Source organism: Bradyrhizobium sp. USDA 10063, from assembly GCF_054063735.1.
This window is the reverse complement of sequence record NZ_JBSSGP010000002.1, coordinates 3011785-3035670: the sequence shown is the minus strand read 5'-3', so window position 1 is coordinate 3035670 and position 23886 is coordinate 3011785. Positions and strand designations below refer to the sequence as shown.

Here is a 23886-nt window from a genome sequence, read left to right as displayed (position 1 = left end):
TCAGCGGCTTTCAACAAGGGGACATTTCAATGAAATCAGGACATCTGCTTAAGGCTGCGTTTCTTGGCGTCGTGCTCGGGACGGCGGCGCTCAGTGCCGCTCGGGCGGCCGAGCCTCCGCTGAAAGTGGGCCTGCTCGAAGACGTCTCCGGCGATCTCGCGTTCATGGGCATGCCGAAACTCCACGGCTCGCAGCTTGCGGTCGAGGAGATCAACAAGAGCGGCGGCATCCTCGGGCGGCAGATCGAACTCATCCATCTCGATCCACAGGGCGATAACGCCCGCTATCAGGAGTTTGCGCGACGTCTGCTCAGCCGCGACAAGGTCGACGTGCTGATCGGGGGCATCACGTCAGCTTCGCGCGAAGCTGTCCGGCCGATCATCGATCGAACGACCACGCCGTACTTCTACACCAACCAGTACGAAGGCGGGGTCTGCGACGCCAGCATGATCAGCATGGGGGCGGTACCCGAGCAGCAGTTCTCGACGCTGATCCCCTGGATGGTCGAGAAGTTCGGCAAGAAGGTCTACGTCATCGCCGCCGACTACAACTTCGGGCAGATTTCGGCGGAGTGGAACCGGAAGATCATGAAGGATCTCGGCGGCGAGGTGGTCGGTGAGGAATTCATCCCGCTCGGGGTTTCACAGTTCGCGCAGACGATCCAGAACATCCAGAAGGCCAAGCCGGATTGGCTCCTTACGATCAATGTCGGCGCTGCGCAGGACTCGTTCTTCGAGCAGGCCGCCGCGGCGAAGCTCAATTTGCCGATGGGCTCATCGATCAAGGTCATGCTCGGCTTCGAGCATAAGCGGTTCAAGCCGCCGGCGCTCAACAACATGCATGCGACCGCGAACTGGTTCGAGGAAATCGATACGCCCGAAGCCAACGACTTCAAGAAGCGCTGGCATGCGAAGTTCCCGGATGAACTCTACATCAACGACATGGGCTACAACGCCTACAACGCGCTCTACATGTACAAGACTCTGGTCGAGAAGGCGAAATCGACCAAGCTCGAGGACATGCGCAAGGTGATCGCGACCGGTGACGCCTGCATCGATGCACCCGAGGGCAAGGTCTGCATCGACCCGAAGAGCCAGCACACATCTCACCGCATGCGTCTGATCTCCGTCGGTCCCCAGCATGAAGTGACCGTCGAGAAGGACTACGGGACGATCAAGCCGTACTGGCTTGGTGACATCGGCTGCGACCTCACCAAGAAGAATGACAAGGATCAGTACACGCCGAGTCATTTGCCCAACAAGTCGTGACGGAGTCGGTCGCGACTTTGGACTGCACGGGCGCCGCATCGCTGCGGCGCGCAAGAAAGGAGCAGGAGACCGGCGATGTCGGCTGAACTATTCTCGGTATTCTACCAGTTTGCCGACGTCTTCGCGTTTCTGATCCTCTCGGCGGCAGGTCTCGCCATCGTGTTCGGCATGATGGGCGTCATCAACATGGCGCATGGCGAGTTCATCATGTGCGGCGCCTACGTGACCGTCGGACTTGTGAAGCTCGGCGTGCCGCTTGCCATTGCGCAAGGGCTTGCCGCGTTGACGGCGGGGTTGATCGGAGTTGCCGTCGAATACCTCATCGTTCGCCGGCTGTACAAAAGGCCGCTGGACTCTTTGCTCGCTACCTGGGGGCTCAGCCTGATCGTCACGCAATCGATGCTCCTGATCGTGGGATCGTCGGTCACGGGGATTGGCACGCCGGAAGGCAGTTTTGCCATCGGCGGCTACACATTCTCGACCTATCGCCTGGTGCTGTTCGCCTGTGCGGTCGCGGTGCTGATCGGTCTCTACGTGATCTTTATGAAGACACGCTTCGGCGTGATGGCGCGCGCGACGATGCAGAATGCCGCCATGGCAAAGGCGCTGGGTGCGCGCACCGGACGGATCTATGCGATCAGCTTCGGCATCGGCGCCGGGCTCGCCGGCCTCTGCGGTGCGCTCTATGCACCGACGATGACGCTGATTCCGACGATGGGGGCGACGTTCGTGGTGGAGAGTTTCGTCACCGTCGTGGTCGGCGGCGCCAATGTCCTGCTCGGCACCGCGCCGGCCGCCGTGTTCCTGGCGATGATTCGAATGGCCCTCAATGCGAGCTACGGGCAGATCATCGGCCAGATCGGCATGCTGTTTGCAGTGATCCTGATCATCCGTGTCTTGCCCGAAGGCCTGTCCAGCGTGCTGGTCCGTCGCGGGCGCTAAGCGGGGGTGTGATGTTCAAACTGCTTGATGGTCCGCAGACCCTGGGACGTGGACGGACGTTCTGGTCCTGCTTTCTCGCCGTGCTGGCAGCCGCGTTGATCTATCCGGTCTTTGCGGACTCCTACGATGTCGGCAACTTCTCCTATTTCCTGATCTGGGTCTTCATGGCGCTCGGCCTCTGCCTGATGTGGGGCTATGGCGGCATGCTGTCGTTCGGCCAGACGTTCTTCTTCGGCATCTCCGGTTATGCCTACGGCGTGCTGGCCATCAACATGGGCGGAGGTTCGACGACGATCGCAGCACTCGTCCTCTCGGTCATCATCGCGATGATTGCGGCAGGCATCCTCGGTTACTTCATGATCTGGGGCGGCATCAGCGGCATCTTCTTCGGCATCGTGACGCTGTCGGCGACGCTGGTGCTGGCGTTCTTCCTTGGGCAGACGGCCGGACCGGAGTGGCACATCGGCACTGCCCGGCTGAACGGCTTCAACGGTATGAAGGGCATGGATCCGCTCACCATCGGCGATTTCTACATCGAGGGGTCCGCGCTGTACTACGTCATGGTCGCGCTCATCGTGATCGTCTACATCGCGCTGCGCATGCTGGTGAACTCGCGCATCGGCAACGTGATCGTTGCCACGCGCGAGAACCCGCAGCGCGCCGAGATGCTCGGCTATGACGTCCGCAAATATCAATTGCTCACGTTCGTCATCGGTAGTGGGCTCGCGGGCCTCAGCGGCGCCCTCTACACGTCCTGGGGACAGTTCATCACCCCGTCGAGCATCGGGTTGCCGGCCGCCGCGATGCCGATCGTGTGGGTCGCATTCTCGGGCCGGAGCGATCTGACGGCAACGCTGGTTGGCTCGTTCCTGCTGCTGTTCGGCTTCCAGACCATCACAGTTTATAGCCAACAGGCCGCGCTCGTGCTGATGGGTACGCTTCTGCTTGCCACGGTGATGTTGGCGCCGCAGGGCTTCGTGCTCGGTGTCGGCAAGCTTGTGGTTGATCGATGGACCGGGCGTCGGCGGAGCGGCGCGAGTCCCGCGCTGGCGGACAGCGGCCGTCTGCAATCGGATGAGGCCTGACATGGCGCTTGTCGATGTGAAGGGCGTGACCAAACGCTTCGGCGGATTGACGGCCGTCTCAGACGTCGATCTGACTGTCAATGCCGGGGAGGTTCATTGCCTGATCGGCCCCAACGGGGCAGGCAAGAGCACGCTGTTCAAGCTGATCGTCGGCCTCTATCCGCCAACCAAAGGCAGCATCTTCTTCGACTCCATCGACATTACCGAGGAGCGTCCCTTTGCCCGTGTGCAGCGGGGCATGAGCATCAAGATGCAGGCGCCGAGTGTCTTCAAGGAACTGCCGGTCCGGCAGAATATCCAGATCGCGCTGCAGGGGCGATTTTCAGGCGCGGAGCGCGACGTCGAGGAAGAGCGGCTGCTCACGTTGCTCGATCTGGCGTCGGACAGCGGCAAATTGGCCGGGGCCCTTTCGCACGGCCAGCAGCAATGGCTCGAGATCGGCATGGCGCTGGCGCTGCAACCGCAGCTATTGCTGCTGGACGAGCCGACCGCCGGCATGTCGCCGGAGGAGACATTCAAGACCGGAGAGCTCATCAAGTCGTTCAATGCCGAGGGTATGACGGTTCTTGTCGTCGAGCATGATATGGCGTTCGTGCGTCAGATCGCGCAACGCGTGACCGTGCTGCATCTCGGCAAGATCTTTGCGCGCGGCAGTCTCGAGACGATCATTCGGGACGAGAAGGTCGCTGAAATCTACCTTGGTAAGACCCATGCCCACTGATCGGATTCTGGACGTATCGGAACTCTGGGCCGGCTACGGCGCCACGCCGATCCTGCAGGGCGTCAGCATGTCGGTGTCCCGCGGTGAGATCGTCGGTGTGATCGGTCGGAACGGCGTCGGCAAGTCGACGCTGATGCGATGCCTCATCGGGCTTCTGGAGACGTGGCGCGGCACGATCACCTTTTTGGATCAGGATGTAACCCAGTTGCAGGCCGATGCTCGGGCGCGCGCCGGCTTCGGCTACATCCCGCAGGGGCGGGATGTGTTTCCGCAGATGAGCGTCGAGGAAAACCTGCAGGTCGGCGAGCTGATCGGCGGGCCGGAGGGAAAGAAGCTGCCGGAGCTCGTCTACGAGTATTTTCCACGGCTGAGGGAGCGCCGGCGGCAGGTTGCGGGCACCATGTCCGGAGGCGAGCAGCAGCAACTCGCCATCGGCCGGGCTCTGATCGGAAACCCGACCCTGATGATCCTCGACGAGCCGTCCGAGGGTATTCAGCCGTCGATCGTGCAGCACATTTGCGATGCGCTGAAATCATTCCGGGCTGAACTCGGTACGACGATTGTTTTCGTCGAGCAGAACCTCGACACGATCCTGGAGATCGCCGAGCGCTGCTACATCATGGAAAAAGGCAAGATTACGCGCTCACTGGCCGGCGAGGACGTCAGCGCGGACAATGTCCGTGCGCAACTGCTGCTGTGAGGCTGGCCGCCTTCTTCCAGGAACATGCGTTGTTCATGAACATGTTGTTTGAAGTCCATAATGATCAGGGAGGGAGACGAACATGGATTTAGGTCTTAAAGGAGCCAACGTCCTCGTCACGGGCAGCACCAAGGGAATCGGCAGGGCGATCGCCGAGACCTTCGCCACTGAGGGCGCCAATGTCGGAATTTGCGCGCGCAATCAGGCGGACGTGGATAGCGCCGTCGCAGCACTCAAGGCGAAGGGCGTCGCGGCCTTTGGCGGCTCGGTCGATGTCTCCGATGGTGCTGCACTCAAGGCCTGGGTCAGCGACATGGCGTCGAAACTCGGCGGCATTGATGTCGTCGTCGCCAATGTCAGCGCCCTGTCGATAGGGCAGGACGAGGAAAGCTGGGAGAAGGAATTCTCCACCGACATGATGGGGACGGTCCGCCTGGTGAATGCCGCGATGCCCTATCTGGAAAAGAGCAGTGCCGCTGCGATCGTGACGATCTCCAGCGTCTCCGGGCGTGAGGTCGACTTTGCGAGCGGCCCCTACGGCACCTTCAAGGCTGCGATCATCCACTATACGCAGGGCTTGGCTTACCAGCTCGCCGCGAAGGGCATACGCGCCAATTCCGTGTCTCCGGGCAACACCTATTTCGACGGCGGGGTCTGGCACATGATTAAGGACAACAATCCCGAACTGTACAAGACCGCACTGGCGCTCAATCCGACGGGACGGATGGGCACGCCGCAGGAGATGGCGAATGCCGCCGTATTTCTTGCGAGCCGGGCCGCCAGCTTCATCACGGGAACGAACCTTGTCGTCGACGGTGCCTTGACACGAGGCGTCCAGTTCTAAGGCGTATTTCCCGATGACAACAGGAAATCGATATGTCTGCGGATCAACTACACTACACATCCATAAATGAACTGTCCGAACTGTTTCGTCGCAAGGAGGCTTTACCTTCAGAGGTCACCGAAGCAACGCTGAGTCGTATCGATAGACTCGATGGAAGTTTGCATGGGTATGCCGCCGTCCTCGCGGAACGGGCCATGGCGCAGGCGAGGAAGCATGACAGCGAGATCGCCAAGGGCATTTGGCGCGGCCCGCTTCATGGCGTTCCGATCGGACTGAAGGACCTGTGCTACACGACATTTGCACCGACGGCGGGCGGCACGAAGATTCATGCGAAGTTCGTGCCGTCGTTCAATGCGACGATCGTCGATCGGCTCGAGCGCGCCGGCGCGGTCATGCTCGGAAAGCTCAAGATGACGGAAGGCGCCTATACGAGCCATCATCCGGACGATCAGGCCCCGCTCAATCCCTGGAATGCGGATTATTGGGTCGGCTCCTCATCGACCGGATCGGGTGTCGCCACCTCTGCCGGGCTCTGCTATGGATCGATCGGAAGTGATACCGGCGGTTCGATCAGGTTTCCATCGGCGACCTGTGGGCTGACCGGAATCAAGCCGACGTGGGGCCGGGTGAGCCGATACGGCATTTTCCCGCTGGCGGATTCGCTCGATCATATCGGACCGATGTGTCGGAGTGCAGCGGACGCCGCAGCGATGCTGGGCGTCATCGCAGGCGCGGATGCCAACGACCCGACGGCTTTGCAGGCTCCTGTTCCGAACTATCTGGCTCGGATCGGAGATGGCGTACGCGGCCTCAGGATTGGCGTCGATCGCAAATACACGCAGGAAGGAATCGACCCGCAGGTCGTAGCGGCCCTGCTGGAAGCCGAGCACACGCTGGTGGACCTCGGTGCCGAAATCCGTGAGGTTCGATTTCCCTCCTACGAGAAACTCGTCAGCCTATGGATCCCGATGTGCTCGGTCGAGACGGCCGAAGCTCACCTGAAGACATATCCGTCGCGCAAGTCGGAGTATGGTCCGGACCTTGCGCAGCTCATCGAGCAGGGCAGGTCGATGAGCGGGATCGATATCGCAGCCATTCATCATGAGCGCCTCAAGTTCTGCGGCAGCCTGGCGGCATTGTTTGGGGATATCGATCTCCTGCTCATCCCGACGATGCCGGTGCCGATCCCGACCCTTGCGAAGATGAGTGAATATGGCGCCGATCCGAATGTGCTGTTGAGCATCCTGCGCTTCACTGCGGTGTTCGACTTCAGCGGAAGTCCGACGATTACGCTCCCGATGGGGATGGCGTCGGACGGGATGCCGTTGAGCATGCAACTGGTCGGCCCGCATCTGTCCGAGGATGTGCTTGCTCGCGCGGCCCACGCGTTCCAGTCGATCACGGACTGGCATGCGCTGCGGCCGCCGATTGGATGACTGTGTCTACCGGGAGGTATACGCGAAGACCTCGCACGCCTTCCGATACCAAGCGTCAAGTCAGCAGCTTTGGCATCGTCCTTCTTGCGCCATCCAGGAACACCTGGATGGCGTCCCGCACGATCTCATCCAGATCGGAAGGGATTGGCGTTTCATAGATGAATTTGCGGATGGCCAGATAGAAGATGCGGCCATGCAAGCCCCAAAACATCTCTGTCTCGCGCTCCCCGAGCGCGTGCACATCCGTATCAGGCAGCATCAATTCGTGGCGCAACTCGCGGGCCGCCGGCTCAATGATCTCGCGGCGGACGAGATCGAGGTAGCGGCCAGCGATTCCGAATGATTTCATCCCCGAGAAGACGAAGATCCGAACCCAATTGTACTCGAACACGCGCGCGACATAGTCCAGATAGAAGCGCGTGAGCCGCACATCCAACGACAAGGCGCGATTGCGAATTAAAGGACCCCAGTCGGGAGACCAGCGACTGAGATAGACTTCCTGGTAGACGCGCTCGATCAGCGCCTCCTTGCTCGGGAAATGCCGGTAAATCGCCGAGTGCGTAATGCCCATGCGCCGGGCAAGCTCGCGCGTCTGACCTTCGAAGCCGCGCTCGGCAAAAAAGCGGATCGCCTGGTCCACGATCAGCCGTTCCCGATCGGCCGCACGCATGTTGCGGCGTCGTGGCGCAGCCGTGAGGCTTCCTGTTTGCCGCTTGGTCGCTCGCTTCGCCTTCTTCTGTGTTTTCCTGGCCATATCGTGTCTTGGTTGCAACGATCGGGTCTTCATAGCGCGACTTCAATTTGTGACCAAATGGTCAATTCCGGGTTGACGGTCGGATGCCGGCATGCCAGGATTTTGAGACCAGATGGTCACAAATCTGGCAATCCCGGCTGGCGAGCCGACGGATCGAGGAAATGGCCATGAAAGCGAGGGCTTTCAGCTATTTGCGTGCGAGCACGATCGACGAAGCGTTGAGCGCCCATGCTCGCGCCGGCGATGACGCGCGCTTCATTGCCGGCGGACAAAGTCTTGTGCCCGCGCTGTCGCTGCGGCTGCAGGCACCGGAGCTGTTGATCGACATCACCCACATAACGGAACTGCGCGGTGTCTGCTGCGAGGGGGAATCCTTGCGTATCGGCGCGCTCACGCGCCATCGGGATATGCTCAGCGAGCCCTTGATTGGTGAGTACGCGCCGCTGCTGCGGGCGGCGGCGCCTTTCGTAGCCCATCCTGCCATCCGCAATCGCGGGACGCTCGGCGGCAGCATCGCGCTTGCCGATCCGGCTTCCGAATTTCCCGCCATGATGCTGGCGCTCGACGCGGAGATCGAGATCGCAGGCCAGGCAGGCAACAGGCGCGTCAAGGCTGACGACTTCTTTCTCGATTTGTTCGAGACGGTCCTGCAGCCGGGTGAACTCGTTACCGCCGTGTACGTTCCGCTCTTCAAGAGCAACCAGCGTTTTGCCTTTGATGAACTCGCGCGCCGTCGTGGCGACTACGCGCTGGTCGGATGCGGCATCATGGCCTCATCCGAAGGCGATCGGATCGAGCGGATCCGAATCGCGTTCTTTTCGGTCGGAAATGTGCCGACGCGGGCGAAAGTCGCCGAGGCCGTGCTGAACGGATTTCGCCTGGACGCGACGCGGATCGCGTCAGCCCAGGCGGCGCTTCAGGCCGATCTCGCGCCGCCCGAGAGCGACGAGGTACCGGCTGCGATGAGGCTGCATCTTGCCCGGGTGCTGCTCGGCCGTCTTCTGGCGCGCATCGGTGAGGGCGCATGAGCAAGGCCCGGGAGAACACGTCGTCGAATGTGATCGGGGCGGATGAGACCATTCGCGTGCGCTTCACGATCAATGGCCGGAAAGTTGCCTGCCAGGTGGCGCCGCGCGATACGCTCGTCGATTGCCTGCGCAACGAGCTTGAACTCACCGGCACCCATGCCGGCTGTGAGATGGGTGCGTGCGGCGCCTGTCTCGTGCTGCTCGAGGGACAGGCCGTGCACGCCTGCCTGATGTATGCGATCCAGGCCGACGGTGCGCGGATCGAGACCATCGAGGGACTTTCCGAGAGCGGCGCGGTCGGCGATCTGCAGGCCGAGTTTCACCGGCGCAATGCGCTGCAGTGCGGTTTCTGCACGCCGGGGATGTTGATCAGCGCCCATGAACTTCTGTCGCTGGTGGATAGGCCGAACCGGCTGGAGATCCGCGACGCGCTGTCAGGAAACTACTGCCGCTGCACGGGTTACGAGGCGATCGTCGACGCCATCGAAGCCGTCGCCGAGGCGCGCATGGCTGGGTCATCACACAAGGGTGGAGGCGAGTCGTCATGATTGCGCCGCTCACCTCGCTCGATCGTCCGAACTCCTATATCGGTCGTTCCGTGCCTCGCCCGAATGCCAAGCGTTTGCTGGCCGGGCGCGGCCGCTATGTCAGCGACATCAGCCTGCCGCGCATGCTGCACGCCGCGTTCCTGCGCAGCCCGCATGCGCATGCACGGATTGTTGCGATCGACATCGAGCAGGCTCGCGCGCTGGAAGGCGTCCATCTCGTTGCGACCGGCGCCGATCTCGCAAAGATCTGCACGCCCTGGACCGGAACGCTCGACCATTTCAAGGGCATGACCTCCGAACCACAGCTTCCGCTGCCGCTGGAACGGGTGGTGTGGGCCGGCCAGGCGGTGGCCGCTGTCGTCGCCGAGAGCCGGGCGATCGCCGAGGATGCGCTGGAGTTGATCGTCGTCGACTACGAGGAACTCCCTGCCGTCGTCGATGCCGAGATCGCGCGGAGGCCCGGGACGCCGCTTGTGAATCCCGGCAGCAGCGGGAACGTCTGCTTCAGGAGCCAACTCGACAGCGGTGGCGTCGAGGATGCTTTCGCACAGGCTGCCCATGTGGTCGAGGAGGAATTCACATTCGGCCGCCACACGGCCGTCACGCTCGAGCCGCGGGCTATCCTGGCGGACTACGATCCCAGCGCCGGCATGCTCACCGTCCATCATGGGACGCAGACGCCTTATCAGTTCCAGGATCTCTACTCCCGCCACTATGGCATTCCGGAAGCCCGGGTGCGCGTTATCGCGCCCGATATCGGCGGATCGTTCGGGATGAAGTTGCATGTCTATCACGAGGACATGGCGGTCGTCGGGCTCTCCATCATGCTGGGGCGGCCGGTCAAGTTCGTTGCCGATCGCATCGAATCCTTCGTGTCCGACATCCATGCGCGCGATCACCGCGTGCGCGCCCGCATGGCGCTCGACGCGAAGGGCGAAATCCTCGCCATGGACGTGCACGACGTGACGGCGATCGGTGCCTTCTCGACCTATCCGCGCACCAGCGTGGTCGAAGGCAATCAGGTCATCCGCCTGATCGGCGCGCCCTATCGTTTCAAGAGCTATCGCGCCGCCCTGGAGGTGATCTTCCAGAACAAGGTGCAGACCAGCCAGTATCGCGCCGTCGGCCATCCCATTGCCTGCGCCGTCACCGAGCGCCTGGTCGATCTTGCCGCGAGCCGGATCGGGATCGATCCTTTCGCGATGCGCGCGCAGAACCTGATCGCGGACGATGCCTATCCGCTGACGTCGCCGACCGGATACAAGTTCGAAGCGCTGTCGCATCAAGCCTGCCTGAAGCGTCTGCACGACATGATGGACTATGGCGCGCTCCGCGCCGAGCAGGCGGCGCTGCGGGCACGCCACATCTATCGCGGGATCGGGATTGCCACCTTCGTCGAGATCACCAATCCCGGTCCCGCTTTCTACGGCGTGGGGGGCGCACGGATTTCCTCACAGGATGGCGCGATCATCAGCCTCACGCCCTCTGGCGAAGTCCGCTGCATGATCTCGGTGACCGAGCAGGGACAGGGCACCGAGGCGATCATCGGCCAGATCGTCGCCGATCAGCTCGGGCTTGCGCAGGAGCACGTCAGAGTCGTCACGGGCGATACAGAGGTGACGCCGCATGGCGGCGCCACCTGGGCCTGTCGCGGCGCGGGCATCGGCGGAGAGACAGCACTCCGCGCCGCGCGGGCGCTCAAGGCCAACATTCTGCAGATTGCCGCGCTGGTGCTCCAGGAGCAGCCGGCGGCGCTCGACATTGTCGATGGTGAGGTCGTCGATGCGGTCACCAGGCAGCAGCGCCTGCCAATCGCGGAGATCGCGCGGATCGCCTATTTTCGCTCCGATACGCTGCCGCCAGGTGCGCAGGCGCAACTTACGGTGAGCCATCACTTCGCCCCGCAAGGCTATCCGTTCGCATTCACCAACGGCATCCAGGGGTGTCACCTGGAGGTCGACGTCGAGACCGGCTTCATCAAGATCCTGAAGCATTTCGTTGTCGAGGATTGCGGCCGCGTCATCAACCCGATGCTGGTGGACGAGCAACTGCGGGGTGGTGTTGTGCAGGGCCTGGGGGCGGCCTTGTTGGAGGAATGTCGCTACAGCGAGACCGGCCAGCTCCTGAATGGTTCGCTGGCCGATTACCTGGTTCCGATGGCGATGGAGATGCCTGACATCGTCATCGAACACGTGGAGACGCCGACCGGCGATACCGAGCTCGGCGCCAAGGGGTGCGGGGAGGGCCGGTACTGCGGCTGCCTCAGCCTGTGTGCTTAACGCCGTCAACGACGCGCTCTCGCCGTTTGACGCGTCGATCAACGCGATTCCGATCACGCCCGCGCGTGTCCTTAAAGCGCTGAAACGATTTTAGAAAAGATACATCAAAGGAGGAAATCATGCGAAAATCCAATTCGAGACTGACACCAGTGAGAATCTCTCGCCGCACTGCACTGGCGGGAATGTCGGCGAGCCTCGCCACGCTTGCCATGCCACGGATCTCGCGCGCGGCCGATGAGACGATCCGGATCGGTTTTCCAACGCCGTTGACCGGCCCCTTTGCCGCCGAGGCGCGCGACCAGGTCAAATGCGCCGAGCTCGCCGTCAAGCTGGTCAATGACAAGGGCGGTATCGCCGGCCGCAAGGTCGAGCTCCTGGTGCGCGACGACAAGCTCAATGCCGGCGAGGCCGCGACGCGGACGCTCGAACTGATCGAGAAGGACAAGGTCCATGCCGTTGTCGGCGCGCTGTCGAGTGCCGTGCAGCTCGCGGTCAACGAGGTCACGCGCGCCCGCGGCGTGATCTATGTCTCGATCAGCCAGTCCGATACGATCAACGAGGCCAAGGACTTCAGCAAATACACCTTCCATGAGGCGTTGAATCCCCACATGACCACGGCGGCGGTGGCGCGGCAGACCATGAAGAAAGGCACGAAGGTCGTGCATCTCGTGGCCGACTATGCCTATGGTCACGAGATGCTGCGCGGCTTCAAGCGCGCGCAGGCTGCGATCGGCGCCGAGAACATCGGCGAAATCCTGCATCCGTTCGGCGCCGCCGACTATTCCACTTTCATGCCGCGTTTGATGTCGATGCGGCCCGATGTCCTTTGCATCAGCAATTTCGGCCGCGACCAGGCCAATGCCATCAAGCAGGCCGTGGATTTCGGCATCAAGCAGCAGATGAAGATCGTGGTGCCGGTCATTCTGCATAACCAGCGGCTCGCAGTCGGTCCCGAAGTCTTCGAGGGTGTCGTGGGCGGCGCCAACTATTATTGGGGGCTGGAGAAGCAGAGCAAATCGGCCGCCGATTTCAACGCCGCCTTCCGCGCCGCCAATGGTGGGGCGATCCCCACCGATTACGGGGCCTATGGCTATTCCGGCGTCGCATCTCTTCTGCATGCGATGCAGGCGGCGGGTGGCACGGACACGGACAAGGTAGTCGGGGCGCTGGAGAAGCTCGAATACGATCTGACCAAGGGCCCACAGCATTACCGCAAGTGCGACCACCAGTCGGTGCAGTCAGTCCTCGTGCTCGAGTCCAAGAAAAAGTCCGCAATGGCCAACGATAGCGATCTGTTTGCGATTATTGCCAACGATGCGGGGTCCGAGGATATGCTGCGGAGCTGCAGCGAACTCGGCCACCCAAACTGACGTCCGTCACGCGATGGAACTCTCACTGATCACCATGCAACTATTTTCCGGGATCGCGCTTGGGGCGGTCCTGGTGATCACGGCGCTCGGATTGACGATCGTGTTCGGGATGCTTGGCGTGGTCAATTTCGCTCATGGCGCGCTGTTCATGATCGGAGCCTATGCCGGGCTGTACCTCGCGTCCCTCACCGGAAGTTTCTGGTGGGGACTCCTGATCGCGCCCATCCTGATCGGCGCCTTCGGCATGCTGATCGAGTTCGTGCTGATCCGGCGGCTATACGGAAGGTCGATCGACGATCCGCTGTTGCTGACGTTCGGGCTCAGTTACGTGCTGGTGGAGGGCGTGCGGATCGTGTTCGGCAGCGACGGCATTCCGTTTCCTACTCCGCCGCAACTTGTTGGCGTCGTCGATCTTGGAATCGGCTTTTTCCCGCGCTACCGCCTCTTTGTGATCGCGCTTGTTGCGGCGATATTGCTGGTGCTCTGGCTGATGCTGGAGAGGACGCGCGTCGGTCTTATCGTGCGCGCCGGCGCTCGCGATCCCGCGATCATGCAGGTGCTCGGCGTTGACATCGGAAGGGTATGGCTCGCCGTGTTCGGTCTTGGCGTCGCGCTTGCGGCGCTCGGGGGCGTGCTGGCCGGGCCCATGCGCAGCGTCAATCCGGAGATGGGCTCGCTGGTACTAGCCGAAGCGTTCGTGGTGACTGTCATCGGCGGACTTGGCTCGATCGTCGGTGCGGTCGTGGCGGGACTCATGGTCGGTATCGCCATCAGCATGGTCGCCCTGTTTGCGCCGGAGATGGCGACTATCGTGATGTTCGCCCTGATGGCGGTCGTGCTCCTGATCAGGCCCCAAGGGCTGTTTGGTCTGAAGGGGAGAGCCGCATGACATCCCGATCGACAACCGACGCGAGGTTATCCAAACCGTTCGGCGCACCCACGTGGCTGATGGACCAGCGCGTGCTGCTCTCGATCGCCGTTTTGGCGATCCTGCCCTGGGTGCTGCCGTCCAAGGCGCTGGCCGTCAACGTGCTGATCTACGGCGTCGTGGTCATGGGCTACAATCTGTTGTTCGGCTACACCGGCCTGTTGTCGTTCGGCCAGGCAGCCTTCTTCGGTTCCGGCGCCTACCTCACCGGCATCGCGATCGGTCGTTATGGCGTGCCATGGTTTGCGGCCGTGGCGTTGGCGGTCGTGCTCAGCACGCTTCTTGCTGCCGCGATCGGGGTGGTCTCGACGCGCACCCGCGGCATCTACTTCTCCATGGTGACGCTGGCTCTCGCGCAACTTGTCTATTATGTGGCGCTGCAGGCCTCGTCCTTCACTGGAGGCGAGAACGGGCTGCGGGGATTCACCGTCGAGCGCATCAGCCTCCTGGGCTTTCCGGTGAACTTCCTCGATCCCGTCAACAAATACTACGTTCTGATGATCTTTGCGGCGCTCGCGATGTGGTTTCAGTCGCGGATCCTGAATTCGCCGTTCGGCGCGGTGATCGAGGCCATCAGGGAGAATGAACAGCGGGCGCGGGCATGCGGCTACAATGTCGAACGCTGCAAGCTGATCGTGTTCATGCTGTCCGGCGCGATCTCTTCGCTCGGGGGATGCATGTTGGCCCTTCACCTGTCCATCGTGCCGCTGGACATCCTGCATTATCAGACCTCAGGCATGATCGTGATGATGGTGCTGCTGGGCGGCGCGCGCAGCTTCTTCGGGCCGTTTGTCGGCGCAGCCACCTTTTTGATCCTCGAAGACGTCATATCGCTGTGGACCTCCCACTGGCAGATATTCGTCGGCGCAATCTTCATCCTGTTCGTGCTGTTCCTGCCGAAGGGCATCTGGGGGACGCTGCTCGAAACCCTGCCAAGAAGGGAGCGGCAATGAGCGACGAGTTGCTTTGCGCCGAACGGATCGGTCGCCGCTTCGGAGGCTTTGTCGCGCTTGAGGATATCAGCGTGTCCTTTACTGCGGGCCAGCTCACCTCGATCATTGGTCCGAACGGTGCCGGAAAGAGCACCTTCTTCAACATCCTTTCCGGCGCACTGTCGCCCTCGAGCGGCTCGCTGCGTTTCAAAGGGCGCGAGCTGAACGGGCTGCCGCAGCACCGTTTCGTGCATCGGGGCATCTCGCGCTCCTATCAGATCACCAACATATTTCCTGATCTGACGGTCCATGAGAATGTGCGGGTGGCGGCGCAGGCACTCACCGTGAGCTACGACATCTGGCGCAGCCGCGCCCGTCTCGACGAGCTGAACGTACGTGCCGATGCGGCCCTGGAGGCTGTCGGCCTGCAGGAAAAGCGCAGCACCATTGCAAAGCTCCTTGCGCATGGTCAGCAGCGCGCGCTCGAGATCGCGATTGCGCTGGTATCGGAACCCGAGCTTCTGCTGCTCGATGAGCCGACCGCCGGGATGGGACCGGAGGAAACCAGGGAAATGGTGGCGCTGCTGGAGCGGCTTGCCGAGAGGCGCACCGTGCTGCTGGTCGAGCACAAGATGAAGATGGTGCTTGGCCTGAGCAAGCGCGTGCTGGTGCTGCATCATGGCAGGCTCATCGCGGACGGTACGCCGGACGAGATCCGGGGCAATCCCGAGGTTCGCCGGATCTATCTCGGACAGAGTGAAGGCTATGGCTGAGACTGCGCTTCTCGAGCTTGTCGATATTCACGCCTGGTATGGCGTGAGCCACGTTCTCCACGGCATCTCGCTGCGCGTGAAGGAGGGCGAAGTGGTTGCGCTGGTCGGCCGTAACGGCGCCGGCAAGACCACGACCCTGCGGGCAATGATGGGGTTGATGCCGAAAGCAACGGGGCGCGTGCGCTTTGCGGGGAAGGAGCTGTTGCCGATGCGCGCCTACCAGCGCTTTCATCTCGGTCTGGCCTACGTGCCGGAGGATCGACGCATCGTTCCCGGTCTTTCGGTGCGCGAGAACCTGCGGCTGGGGCTGGTTGCCGCCGCAAACGATATTGAGGAGCGCGCAGCCATCGACGAGATCGCGGAGACATTTCCACGCCTGAGGGAGCGCCTCGATCAGGAAGGCGTGACGTTGTCGGGCGGCGAGCAGCAGATGCTCGCCATCGCCCGCGCGCTGATCGCGAAGCCAAAGATGATTCTGCTCGATGAGCCCTCCGAAGGCATCATGCCCGTGCTGGTCGAGGAGATGGGCGCGCTGTTCCGCCGCCTGCGGGACGAAGGCAAGACGCTGCTCCTGGTCGAACAGAACGTCGAATGGGCCCTGCGACTCGCCGACCGCGCCGTGATTATTGACCAGGGCGAGGTGGTGCATGAGAGCAGTGCTGCGTCGCTGCTTGCGGACCGGGAGATTCAGGAACGATACTGCGCCGTGTGACCGCGACGTTCGATCTCGCGTCACAGGCGTTGGAAGGCCTACTGGGTCACGAAGAGCATCACGGCGATGGCGACCGACAGCGCGATCGCCGAGACCGTCGCCGTGGTCGACAGGACACCCATCGCTCTCAGCGCGCCAGCGAAGAGCATGATCAGAGGCGTCGCGGTAAGGAGGCCGACCTGCGCGTCGCTCATGGTTCCAACTCCGATTCCGAGCAATTTGATACCGTCGGCCCTTGCGCGACCGTGCTGACCCGGAACTTACGCGACGGGCCGTACCCGTCTTTGTCCGGCGACAAAGATCAGGGCCGTCATCCCCGATAGCGATCCGAGGCACGACCCTGTCCGGAGGATCCATGTCGGCTCAAGATTGCGAAGTGCAGGAAAGCGGCCTGCTGGCTGAACTCCCCGGCGACCCGATGATCTGGGTCCTGATCTTCAGCGAGTTCGCCGTCTTCGGCCTGCTGCTCGGCGCGTTCGCGATCGCCCGCGCCGTCAACCCCGCCGTCTTCGCCTCCGGCCAGGCAGTCCTCGATCCGGGCCTCGCGGCCCTCAACACCTTGGTGTTGGTGACGAGCGGGTGGGCCGCCGCACGTGGAGCGGCGGCCGCTCGCGCGTATGCGGCGGCGGCCTGCCGTCGCTGGCTGCTGCTCGCGATCGCGTTTGGAGGCGCGTTCGTCGCGATCAAGCTTCTCGAATACACACGCGAGATTGCGAGCGGTGCTGGGCTGGAGACCAGTACGTTCTTCACCTTGTACTTCCTTCTGACCGGCTTCCATCTGCTGCACGTCGTGCTCGGCATGTTGATATTGGCGGTGGCCCTGCGTAGCGCGGAACCCGGCGTGGTCGAGACCGGAACGTCGTTCTGGCACATGGTCGACCTGGTCTGGATCCTGATGTTTCCGATCATCTACCTGGTGCGCTGAAATGGTGGCCCGTCATCCGCTCGAAACGACCCTGATCCTCCTGATCGGCCTTGCGATCGCGACGCTCATCGCTTCCCGAATCCTGCCAGTTGCATGGCTGAGCAACGTCGTCGTGCTCGGGTTCGCGGCGCTGAAGGGGCGGTGGATCCTGCTCGACTTCCTCGGCCTTCGCGCAGTACCCGCGATCTGGCGCGGACTGGTCACCGCATGGGTGCTCGGCCTGGCGTCGTTCGCCTTCGCCGCCTCTGTCGCCAGGCTCCTGATCTGAGGCGGCGAATGCCGTGATGGTTGCTCCAGCACAAAGAACCGATGGGGCCGCCACGTAGATTGGCCCGGCGCCCGCACCGCTAACCTGAACCGGAAAGGATAGGTGATGGCTGAACGCCTCACGAAAACGGCTGCCCGGAACGTCTTCTACGGAGGATCCGCCTTCTTCTTCGCGATCTTCCTCGGCCTGACGGCCCACAGTCACTACTACATGGTCAACACCTCCACGAACGCCTCGACGCTGACGGATTCTGTCGCGCGCGGCAAACATGTCTGGGAGAAGAACTCCTGCATCAACTGCCACACGCTGCTCGGCGAGGGCGCCTATTTCGCGCCGGAGGTCGGCAACGTGTGGGAGCGCTGGGGCGGCAACGAGGATCCGGCCGCTGCAAGGGACATCCTGAAGGCGTGGATGCAGGCGCAGCCGTCCGGCGCGCCGGGCCGGCGACAGATGCCGCAATTCAACCTGACCGACCAGGAACTCAACGATCTCGCCGACTTCCTGCAATGGACCAGCACCATCAAGCGCCAGGACTGGCCGCCCAACAAGGCCGGATGAGCACCGCATCCTGACAGCCCTTCAACAAGAGAGCTTTTCGATGAAATACCAGACCCAGAAAGTCGCGATGCTGTACTTCTACGGCGCGCTGACGCTCTTTCTCGCCCAGGTTGCCTTCGGCGTGCTCGCCGGCACGATCTACGTCCTGCCGAATACGCTTTCGGTCCTGCTGCCCTTCAACATCGTCAGGATGATCCACACCAACGCCCTGATCGTGTGGTCGCTGATCGGCTTCATGGGCGCGACCTACTATCTGTTGCCGGAGGAGACCGAGACCAAGCTCTTCAGTCCGCTGCTCGCCAAGATCCAGTTCTGGATGTTCTTCGGCGCGGCGGGCGCCGCAGTCGTCGGCTATCTCTTCCACTATCATGAGGGACGTGAATTCCTCGAGCAGCCCTTCATCATCAAGGTCGGCATCGTCGTCGTCTGCCTGATGTTCCTGTTCAACGTGACGATGACGGCGCTGAAGGGCCGCAAGACGACGGTGACGAACATCCTGCTGTTCGGCCTGTGGGGCGTGGCGATCTTCTTCCTGTTCGCGTTCTACAATCCGGCGAACCTCGCGGTCGACAAGATGTACTGGTGGTACATCGTGCATCTGTGGGTCGAGGGCGTCTGGGAGCTGATCATGGCCTCGGTGCTCGCGTTCCTGATGATCAAGCTCAACGGCATCGACCGCGAGGTGGTCGAGAAGTGGCTCTACGTCATCATCGGCCTGGCGCTGTTCTCGGGCATCCTCGGCACCGGCCACCACTTCTATTGGATCGGCGCGCCGGGATACTGGCAGTGGATCGGCTCTCTGTTCTCGACGCTGGAGGTCGCGCCCTTCTTCACCATGGTGATCTTCACCGTGCAGATGACCTGGAAGGCCGGACGCAAGCATCCGAACCGCGCCGCGCTCTTGTGGTCGGTCGGCTGCTCCGTGATGGCGTTCCTCGGGGCCGGCGTCTGGGGTTTCCTGCACACCCTGTCATCGGTCAACTACTACACGCACGGCACCCAGGTGACTGCCGCGCACGGGCACCTCGCGTTCTTCGGTGCCTATGTGATGCTGAACCTCGCGGTGATGGCGTACGCGATCCCGGAGATCCGCGGACGCGCGCCCTATAACCAATGGCTCAGTATGGCAAGCTTCTGGATCATGTGCACGGCGATGATGACGATGACCTTCGCGCTGACCTTCGCCGGCATCATCCAGGTCCATCTGCAGCGCGTGCTCGGCCAGGGCTACATGGAAGTGCAGGATCAACTGGCGATGTTCTACTGGGTCCGTCTCGGCTCCGGTGTGTTCGTCGTGATTTCCGCACTGATGTTTGTCTGGGCTGTGCTGGTGCCCGGACGCGAGAAGCAGCCCTTCGCCGGCGGTGCGCTGCAGCCCGCCGAGTAGAGCAAGGCGGCGGCCGCGCACTTCGCGGCCGCCATTCCCTGGATGTCCCGGAGAACCATCATGAAATCCGTCCTTCAGGCCGTAGCAAACTCCACTCCGGAGATTCCGGCCTATGTGCCGAGCGGAAACGAATGCGTGCTGTTCGAGCACGCGTGGCGTCGCGGCCTGCCGGTATTGCTGAAAGGCCCCACGGGCTGTGGCAAGACCCGGTTCGTTGCCCACATGGCCGCACGCCTCGCGGTTTCGCTGCATACCGTCGCCTGCCACGACGATCTTACCGCGGCCGACCTCACGGGCCGCTACCTGCTCAAGGGCGGCGACACGGTCTGGACGGACGGTCCCCTGACCCGGGCGGTGCGCGAAGGCGGCATCTGCTATCTTGACGAGGTGGTGGAAGCCCGCAAGGACGTGACGGTGGTGCTGCATCCACTGACCGACGATCGCCGTATCCTGCCGCTCGAGCGGACCGGCGAGGAACTCGTCGCGCCGCCGGGCTTCATGCTGGTCGTATCCTACAATCCCGGCTACCAGAGTCTATTGAAGGCATTGAAGCCGTCGACGCGGCAGCGCTTCGTCGCCATCGAGTTCGACTTCCTGCCGCCGGAGCGGGAGATCGCCGTCGTATCGGCGGAAAGCGGGCTTCCACCGGATCGCGTGCGCCCACTGGTTCAACTCGCCGGACGTCTGCGCGCGCTCAGGGGACATGACCTGGAGGAGGGCGTCTCGACGCGCCTCATCGTCTATTGCGCCACGCTCGTCGCGGCCGGCATTTCCGTCAGCGAGGCCGTCCTCGCCGGCATGATCGAGCCGCTGACTGATGATAGCGACGTCAAGGCCGCGCTAGTGGAGGTTGCACGGGCCGTCATTGGATAGGTGAGCGCCGATGCTGGATTTTCTCGAATTGGAGGAGACCGTCGGCCGCGCGTGGCATCGCCTCGTCGGCGCGACTGCGTCCTATCCGGTTCACGCCGATCACGCCGTCGTACTCTCGGACGTACAGGGACAAATCGCCGTCATGTTTCGCGCGCTGGGCGGCGAGGCCGGCGTCGCGCTCGCCGGCGCAGGCGCTCGCAAGTCCGGACACCGGCTCGCCTGGAGGCAGCGAATTGGCCTGGGTGACGAATCCCTTGCCCATCCAGGGCGCGACGCGGCGACCATTTTCCTGCCCGAGCGCATCGCCTTGTTTCCGGATCGCGGTCTGAATGCGGCGCTCTATCGATGGCTCGCTGCGTGGTTTGCGACCGTGCCATTGGAGGCGATCGACGAGACCGATCCGCTCCGGCGCGATCTCCTCGTCCTGCGTCGCGCTCGTGCCACGGCCGCCATGGTCGCGGCTCGATTTCCAGGACTAGCCGGCTCCTACACACGACTGGCCGCGGCGGTGGCATCCGCCCGGCCGCAGCGGCCGTTGCCTCGCGTGGAGCGCGAGGTCGAACAGATCGTGCTTACGCTCCTTGGCGCGGTGGCACCGCCGCAAGGGGAGCTGTGGCTTTCGATGATCGGCGAGAAGGCGCTGCCGGAGCGGGCGCCGGCCGGATATCGCCCGGTGCTGCCATGCCCGTTGTGGGGCGATTGCTGGAGCCGCGACCTCGCACCCGTGTCTCAAGATCAGGACGATGTCTCGCACGATGCCCAGGCGGAGGCGCCGGACTCGCGAAAGCGCTTTGCGACGCGCGAGCGGGAGAACGGAGCCGACAAGAGAGATCCGTTCATCCTCAACCGGTTCGAGAAGATCCTGGCCATGGCGGAGATGGTGAACGTGGACCGTCCCTCCGACGACAGCGAGGACGAGGGCGCGCGCAAGGCGGCGGACGATCTGGAAGACCTGTCGATCGGGCGGCGCAACGGAAAGCCTGCGACGAAGCTGAAGTTCGATCTCGACCTTCCGCCGGAAGCGGTCGATCCCGCGCGGCTCAAGGGCGAGCGGCTGTACCCGGAATGGGACTACCGCAGCCGCCTTTATCTGCAGGATCATTGCCGCGTGTTGACGGCGGATGCCGGTGAGACCGGCGAAAGCTGGGCGGCGGACCAGGCGATGCGCCGCCGCATCCGCCAGGTGCGGCGCCAGTTCGAGGCGCTGCGGCCGCGCTACGAGCTCATGAAGGCACAGCCCGACGGGCACGACCTCGACATCGACGCGCTGGTCCGCGCGCGTTGCGATCTCCGTGCCGGCAGCGGCGCGCTCGATCGCGTTCATCTGGCGATGCGGCCGCAAGGTCACGATCTGGCGGTGACGCTGCTCGTCGACGTGTCCCTTTCGACCGACGCATGGGTGGACGGGTACCGCGTCCTGGACGTGGAAAAAGAGGCATTGCTTGTGCTCGCGCACGGCCTGTCAGCCTGCGGCGATCACCACAGCATCCTGACGTTCACTTCGCGACGGCGGTCGTGGGTGCGGCTCGAGACCGTCAAGGCGTTCGGAGAGCCGATAAGCGCGTCGGTGGAGCGGCGGATCGGGGCGCTCAGGCCTGGATACTACACCCGCATCGGGGCGGCGGTGCGCCACGCCGCCTCCGAACTCGCGGCGCAGCCGCAGCGGAAGAAACTGCTGATCGTTCTCACCGACGGCAAGCCGAACGACGTCGACCATTACGAAGGCCGCTTCGCCATCGAGGACACCCGCAAGGCCGTGCAGGAGGCGCGCCGGCTCGGCGCCGCAGTCTTCGGCGTCACGATCGATGCAACCGCCCAGAGCTATTTTCCGACGCTGTTCGGGCGAAGCGGTTATGCAATCGTTGGCAACATCCGACGCCTGCCGGCCGCCTTGCCGGCGCTGTACCGGCAGCTCACGCAATAGCCAGCTTTTCGGCTAACTAGCTAGAGCATGATCCGAGCGGGCTGAATCTTCACCTCTCCCGCTTGCGGGAGAGGTCGGCGCGTAGCGCCGGGTGAGGGCTCTCTCCACTCGGGGAGCCCCAATGCGGAGGCACCCCCACCCCAGCCCTCCCCCGCAAGCGGGAGAGGGAGCGCAGCTTCACCGGGGTTGCGTTTTAAACCTAGTCGGCGATTGCTCTAATTCAGACCGCGCGGCTGTGCGTAGCCGCGGACCGCGGAAGATGTGCGTCGAACGCCGAAGCGACGCTTCGAGCCAGGAACTCCGCACCGTCGTTGACCGAGAGACGGTCATCGAACATCGTCACGGCGCCATCGGCGATGAGGCTCTCTATCCGCGACCGATCGACGATAGCGGTTTCCGGGTTGCGGCCGTGCAGCCGCGATATCTTGGGAAGGTCGACGGCAAGGTCGCACATGATGCGCTCGATGATGTCGGCGCGGAAGCGGTCTTCCCCGGTGAACGCGTAGCCCTTGACGGTGGCGAGCCGGTCCTCGACGATGCGCGCAAGATAGTCGCGCGTCGGCACGGCGTTCTGCACGAAACCTTGAGGCATGCGGCCGATGGCGCTGGCGCCGAGACCGATGAGCGTGTCGGCCGAATCGTCAGTGTAGCCCTGGAAATTCCGCCGCAACCTGCCTTCGCGTCTTGCTACGGCAAGATTGTCGGTCGGAAGGGCGAAGTGATCCAGGCCGATGCGCACGTAGCCCGCATCGAGCAAGGCTTGCGCGATCGTTTCGGACTGAATATGGCGCTGGACACTGTCAGGTAAGGACTCTTCGGCAATCTTGCGCTGATGCTTCTTGAAGGACGGAACGTGCGCGTAACCGAACACCGAGAAGCGATCCGGACGCAGCTCGACACATTTTGCGACCGTGTCCAGGCAAGAATCCGCCGTCTGCATGGGAAGACCATAGAGCAGATCGAAATTGAGCCTGCTGACGCCGGCGCGGCGCAGTCGCTCGACGGACACGGCAGTCTGTTCGAAGCTCTGCTGCCGATTGATGGCGCGCTGCACCGCCGGATCGAAGCTTTGGACTCCGAGGCTCGCGCGATTGACGCCGCAGTAGCCCAGCGCCTCCGCCATCGGCTCGGTCAGCGTGCGCGGGTCGATCTCGACGGCGATCTCGGCATCGGGCAGCACGAAGAACGAATAGCGCAAGGCGCCGACGAGGTCCGCGAACGTCTCCGGCGACATGATCGTCGGCGTGCCGCCGCCGAAGTGGATATGGGAGACCGGCAGCCTTTGTCCAATCGTCTCGGCGACAAGAAGCGCTTCCGTGCGCAGGCCCGACGCGTAGATCGCGATCGGCTCGTCACGCTTCGTCACGGACGTATGACATCCGCAGTACCAGCACATGGATCGGCAGAACGGTACGTGGAGGTAGAGCGACGCCGGCTGCCGGATGGGTACCGATTTGAGCCACTGCCGATAGTCGTCCTCGCCGAGCGCCGGAGAAAAATGCGGGGCGGTGGGATAGCTGGTGTAGCGCGGCAGCCGGTCCTGCCCGTAGGATTGCGCCAAATCGGATCGCATCTGCCTTCCTCCTTCGTCTCCGCATCGTCTATCGGACCCGTGGGGGAATGACTTTGTT

Annotated in this window: 23 protein-coding genes and 1 pseudogene; 21 read left to right on the top strand and 3 right to left on the bottom strand. The window is 62.9% G+C overall.

The window, feature by feature from the left end; translation table 11 throughout:
• Positions 1–29 precede the first annotated feature (29 nt).
• The 7 genes from ACVJGD_RS16780 (at position 30) to ACVJGD_RS16750 (ending at position 6996) form a co-directional block, all read left to right on the top strand.
• Positions 30–1268 carry an urea ABC transporter substrate-binding protein gene (locus tag ACVJGD_RS16780; RefSeq protein ID WP_456635380.1) on the top strand — a complete coding sequence of 413 codons (1239 nt, stop codon included), beginning with the start codon at positions 30–32 and terminating at the stop codon, positions 1266–1268.
• Between the two features lie 75 nt (positions 1269–1343).
• Positions 1344–2210 (top strand): ABC transporter permease subunit, encoded by an 867-nt coding sequence (locus ACVJGD_RS16775; protein ID WP_456635379.1) that lies wholly within the window; start codon positions 1344–1346, stop codon positions 2208–2210.
• 11 nt (positions 2211–2221) lie between these two features.
• Positions 2222–3295, top strand: a complete 1074-nt coding sequence (locus ACVJGD_RS16770; RefSeq protein ID WP_456635378.1) for a branched-chain amino acid ABC transporter permease — start codon at positions 2222–2224, stop codon at positions 3293–3295.
• A 1-nt stretch (position 3296) separates the two neighbouring features.
• Entirely contained in the window at positions 3297–4016 is a 720-nt protein-coding gene (locus ACVJGD_RS16765) for an ATP-binding cassette domain-containing protein (protein WP_456635377.1), read from the top strand.
• On the top strand, positions 4006–4716 hold the full coding sequence (locus ACVJGD_RS16760) for an ABC transporter ATP-binding protein (protein ID WP_456635376.1): 711 nt from the start codon (positions 4006–4008) through the stop codon (positions 4714–4716). Before ACVJGD_RS16765 ends, ACVJGD_RS16760 begins: the two co-directional genes overlap by 11 nt.
• An 82-nt stretch (positions 4717–4798) precedes the next feature.
• A complete protein-coding gene (locus ACVJGD_RS16755; protein ID WP_456635375.1) occupies positions 4799–5560 on the top strand; it encodes an SDR family NAD(P)-dependent oxidoreductase in 762 nt (253 codons plus the stop codon).
• A 32-nt stretch (positions 5561–5592) separates the two neighbouring features.
• Positions 5593–6996 carry an amidase gene (locus tag ACVJGD_RS16750; protein ID WP_456635374.1) on the top strand — a complete coding sequence of 468 codons (1404 nt, stop codon included), beginning with the start codon at positions 5593–5595 and terminating at the stop codon, positions 6994–6996.
• A 55-nt stretch (positions 6997–7051) separates the two neighbouring features.
• Here ACVJGD_RS16750 and ACVJGD_RS16745 read toward each other — a convergent pair whose 3' ends face one another.
• A complete protein-coding gene (locus tag ACVJGD_RS16745) occupies positions 7052–7666 on the bottom strand; it encodes a TetR/AcrR family transcriptional regulator (RefSeq protein WP_456635373.1) in 615 nt (204 codons plus the stop codon).
• 251 nt (positions 7667–7917) lie between these two features.
• Here ACVJGD_RS16745 and ACVJGD_RS16740 point away from each other — a divergent pair, with 251 nt between their 5' ends.
• From ACVJGD_RS16740 to ACVJGD_RS16705, 8 genes and pseudogenes are all read left to right on the top strand, one after another.
• Positions 7918–8778, top strand: a complete 861-nt coding sequence (locus tag ACVJGD_RS16740) for an FAD binding domain-containing protein (RefSeq protein ID WP_456635372.1) — start codon at positions 7918–7920, stop codon at positions 8776–8778.
• Complete coding sequence (locus ACVJGD_RS16735; protein WP_456635371.1) at positions 8775–9326, top strand: (2Fe-2S)-binding protein; 552 nt, start codon at positions 8775–8777, stop codon at positions 9324–9326. The genes ACVJGD_RS16740 and ACVJGD_RS16735 overlap by 4 nt, the downstream gene beginning before the upstream one ends.
• Positions 9323–11699: pseudogene (locus ACVJGD_RS16730) on the top strand (xanthine dehydrogenase family protein molybdopterin-binding subunit). Before ACVJGD_RS16735 ends, ACVJGD_RS16730 begins: the two are co-directional and overlap by 4 nt.
• Before the next feature lie 25 nt (positions 11700–11724).
• Complete coding sequence (locus tag ACVJGD_RS16725) at positions 11725–12975, top strand: ABC transporter substrate-binding protein (protein ID WP_456635370.1); 1251 nt, start codon at positions 11725–11727, stop codon at positions 12973–12975.
• Between the two features lie 13 nt (positions 12976–12988).
• Positions 12989–13864: a branched-chain amino acid ABC transporter permease gene (locus tag ACVJGD_RS16720; RefSeq protein WP_456635369.1), complete on the top strand. Its 876-nt coding sequence runs from the start codon at positions 12989–12991 to the stop codon at positions 13862–13864.
• The gene (locus ACVJGD_RS16715) at positions 13861–14856 is read left to right on the top strand and encodes a branched-chain amino acid ABC transporter permease (protein WP_456635368.1); all 996 of its coding nucleotides are present in this window, start codon (positions 13861–13863) and stop codon (positions 14854–14856) included. The genes ACVJGD_RS16720 and ACVJGD_RS16715 overlap by 4 nt, the downstream gene beginning before the upstream one ends.
• Positions 14853–15608: an ABC transporter ATP-binding protein gene (locus ACVJGD_RS16710; protein ID WP_456635367.1), complete on the top strand. Its 756-nt coding sequence runs from the start codon at positions 14853–14855 to the stop codon at positions 15606–15608. The genes ACVJGD_RS16715 and ACVJGD_RS16710 overlap by 4 nt, the downstream gene beginning before the upstream one ends.
• On the top strand, positions 15601–16320 hold the full coding sequence (locus ACVJGD_RS16705) for an ABC transporter ATP-binding protein (RefSeq protein WP_456635366.1): 720 nt from the start codon (positions 15601–15603) through the stop codon (positions 16318–16320). The genes ACVJGD_RS16710 and ACVJGD_RS16705 overlap by 8 nt, the downstream gene beginning before the upstream one ends.
• Positions 16321–16358: 38 nt before the next feature.
• Here ACVJGD_RS16705 and ACVJGD_RS16700 read toward each other — a convergent pair whose 3' ends face one another.
• Positions 16359–16514, bottom strand: coding sequence for a hypothetical protein (locus tag ACVJGD_RS16700; protein ID WP_456635365.1), 156 nt, complete (start codon positions 16512–16514; stop codon positions 16359–16361).
• 161 nt (positions 16515–16675) lie between these two features.
• Between ACVJGD_RS16700 and ACVJGD_RS16695 the strand changes: the two genes are divergently transcribed.
• From ACVJGD_RS16695 to ACVJGD_RS16670, 6 genes are all read left to right on the top strand, one after another.
• A complete protein-coding gene (locus tag ACVJGD_RS16695) occupies positions 16676–17245 on the top strand; it encodes a cytochrome c oxidase subunit 3 (RefSeq protein ID WP_456635364.1) in 570 nt (189 codons plus the stop codon).
• A 1-nt stretch (position 17246) separates the two neighbouring features.
• Positions 17247–17513, top strand: a complete 267-nt coding sequence (locus ACVJGD_RS16690) for a cytochrome C oxidase subunit IV family protein (protein ID WP_456635363.1) — start codon at positions 17247–17249, stop codon at positions 17511–17513.
• A gap of 105 nt (positions 17514–17618) precedes the next feature.
• Complete coding sequence (locus ACVJGD_RS16685) at positions 17619–18071, top strand: c-type cytochrome (protein WP_456635362.1); 453 nt, start codon at positions 17619–17621, stop codon at positions 18069–18071.
• 40 nt (positions 18072–18111) lie between these two features.
• Positions 18112–19458, top strand: coding sequence for a cbb3-type cytochrome c oxidase subunit I (locus ACVJGD_RS16680; RefSeq protein ID WP_456635361.1), 1347 nt, complete (start codon positions 18112–18114; stop codon positions 19456–19458).
• 60 nt (positions 19459–19518) lie between these two features.
• On the top strand, positions 19519–20331 hold the full coding sequence (locus ACVJGD_RS16675) for an AAA family ATPase (protein ID WP_456635360.1): 813 nt from the start codon (positions 19519–19521) through the stop codon (positions 20329–20331).
• Between the two features lie 10 nt (positions 20332–20341).
• A complete protein-coding gene (locus ACVJGD_RS16670) occupies positions 20342–22255 on the top strand; it encodes a VWA domain-containing protein (RefSeq protein ID WP_456635359.1) in 1914 nt (637 codons plus the stop codon).
• Positions 22256–22475: 220 nt separating this feature from the next.
• On the opposite strand, the gene hemN is transcribed toward ACVJGD_RS16670, so the two are convergent.
• Complete coding sequence (hemN, locus tag ACVJGD_RS16665; protein ID WP_456635358.1) at positions 22476–23828, bottom strand: oxygen-independent coproporphyrinogen III oxidase; 1353 nt, start codon at positions 23826–23828, stop codon at positions 22476–22478.
• Between the last annotated feature and the right edge of the window lie 58 nt (positions 23829–23886).

Coding starts and splice junctions, on each gene's coding strand:
- ACVJGD_RS16780 (WP_456635380.1), top strand. CDS start 30: ATGAAATCAGGACATCTGCTTAAGGCTGCGTTTCTTGGCGTCGTGCTC.
- ACVJGD_RS16775 (WP_456635379.1), top strand. CDS start 1,344: ATGTCGGCTGAACTATTCTCGGTATTCTACCAGTTTGCCGACGTCTTC.
- ACVJGD_RS16770 (WP_456635378.1), top strand. CDS start 2,222: ATGTTCAAACTGCTTGATGGTCCGCAGACCCTGGGACGTGGACGGACG.
- ACVJGD_RS16765 (WP_456635377.1), top strand. CDS start 3,297: ATGGCGCTTGTCGATGTGAAGGGCGTGACCAAACGCTTCGGCGGATTG.
- ACVJGD_RS16760 (WP_456635376.1), top strand. CDS start 4,006: ATGCCCACTGATCGGATTCTGGACGTATCGGAACTCTGGGCCGGCTAC.
- ACVJGD_RS16755 (WP_456635375.1), top strand. CDS start 4,799: ATGGATTTAGGTCTTAAAGGAGCCAACGTCCTCGTCACGGGCAGCACC.
- ACVJGD_RS16750 (WP_456635374.1), top strand. CDS start 5,593: ATGTCTGCGGATCAACTACACTACACATCCATAAATGAACTGTCCGAA.
- ACVJGD_RS16745 (WP_456635373.1), bottom strand. CDS start 7,666: ATGCGTGCGGCCGATCGGGAACGGCTGATCGTGGACCAGGCGATCCGC.
- ACVJGD_RS16740 (WP_456635372.1), top strand. CDS start 7,918: ATGAAAGCGAGGGCTTTCAGCTATTTGCGTGCGAGCACGATCGACGAA.
- ACVJGD_RS16735 (WP_456635371.1), top strand. CDS start 8,775: ATGAGCAAGGCCCGGGAGAACACGTCGTCGAATGTGATCGGGGCGGAT.
- ACVJGD_RS16725 (WP_456635370.1), top strand. CDS start 11,725: ATGCGAAAATCCAATTCGAGACTGACACCAGTGAGAATCTCTCGCCGC.
- ACVJGD_RS16720 (WP_456635369.1), top strand. CDS start 12,989: ATGGAACTCTCACTGATCACCATGCAACTATTTTCCGGGATCGCGCTT.
- ACVJGD_RS16715 (WP_456635368.1), top strand. CDS start 13,861: ATGACATCCCGATCGACAACCGACGCGAGGTTATCCAAACCGTTCGGC.
- ACVJGD_RS16710 (WP_456635367.1), top strand. CDS start 14,853: ATGAGCGACGAGTTGCTTTGCGCCGAACGGATCGGTCGCCGCTTCGGA.
- ACVJGD_RS16705 (WP_456635366.1), top strand. CDS start 15,601: ATGGCTGAGACTGCGCTTCTCGAGCTTGTCGATATTCACGCCTGGTAT.
- ACVJGD_RS16700 (WP_456635365.1), bottom strand. CDS start 16,514: ATGAGCGACGCGCAGGTCGGCCTCCTTACCGCGACGCCTCTGATCATG.
- ACVJGD_RS16695 (WP_456635364.1), top strand. CDS start 16,676: ATGTCGGCTCAAGATTGCGAAGTGCAGGAAAGCGGCCTGCTGGCTGAA.
- ACVJGD_RS16690 (WP_456635363.1), top strand. CDS start 17,247: ATGGTGGCCCGTCATCCGCTCGAAACGACCCTGATCCTCCTGATCGGC.
- ACVJGD_RS16685 (WP_456635362.1), top strand. CDS start 17,619: ATGGCTGAACGCCTCACGAAAACGGCTGCCCGGAACGTCTTCTACGGA.
- ACVJGD_RS16680 (WP_456635361.1), top strand. CDS start 18,112: ATGAAATACCAGACCCAGAAAGTCGCGATGCTGTACTTCTACGGCGCG.
- ACVJGD_RS16675 (WP_456635360.1), top strand. CDS start 19,519: ATGAAATCCGTCCTTCAGGCCGTAGCAAACTCCACTCCGGAGATTCCG.
- ACVJGD_RS16670 (WP_456635359.1), top strand. CDS start 20,342: ATGCTGGATTTTCTCGAATTGGAGGAGACCGTCGGCCGCGCGTGGCAT.
- hemN (WP_456635358.1), bottom strand. CDS start 23,828: ATGCGATCCGATTTGGCGCAATCCTACGGGCAGGACCGGCTGCCGCGC.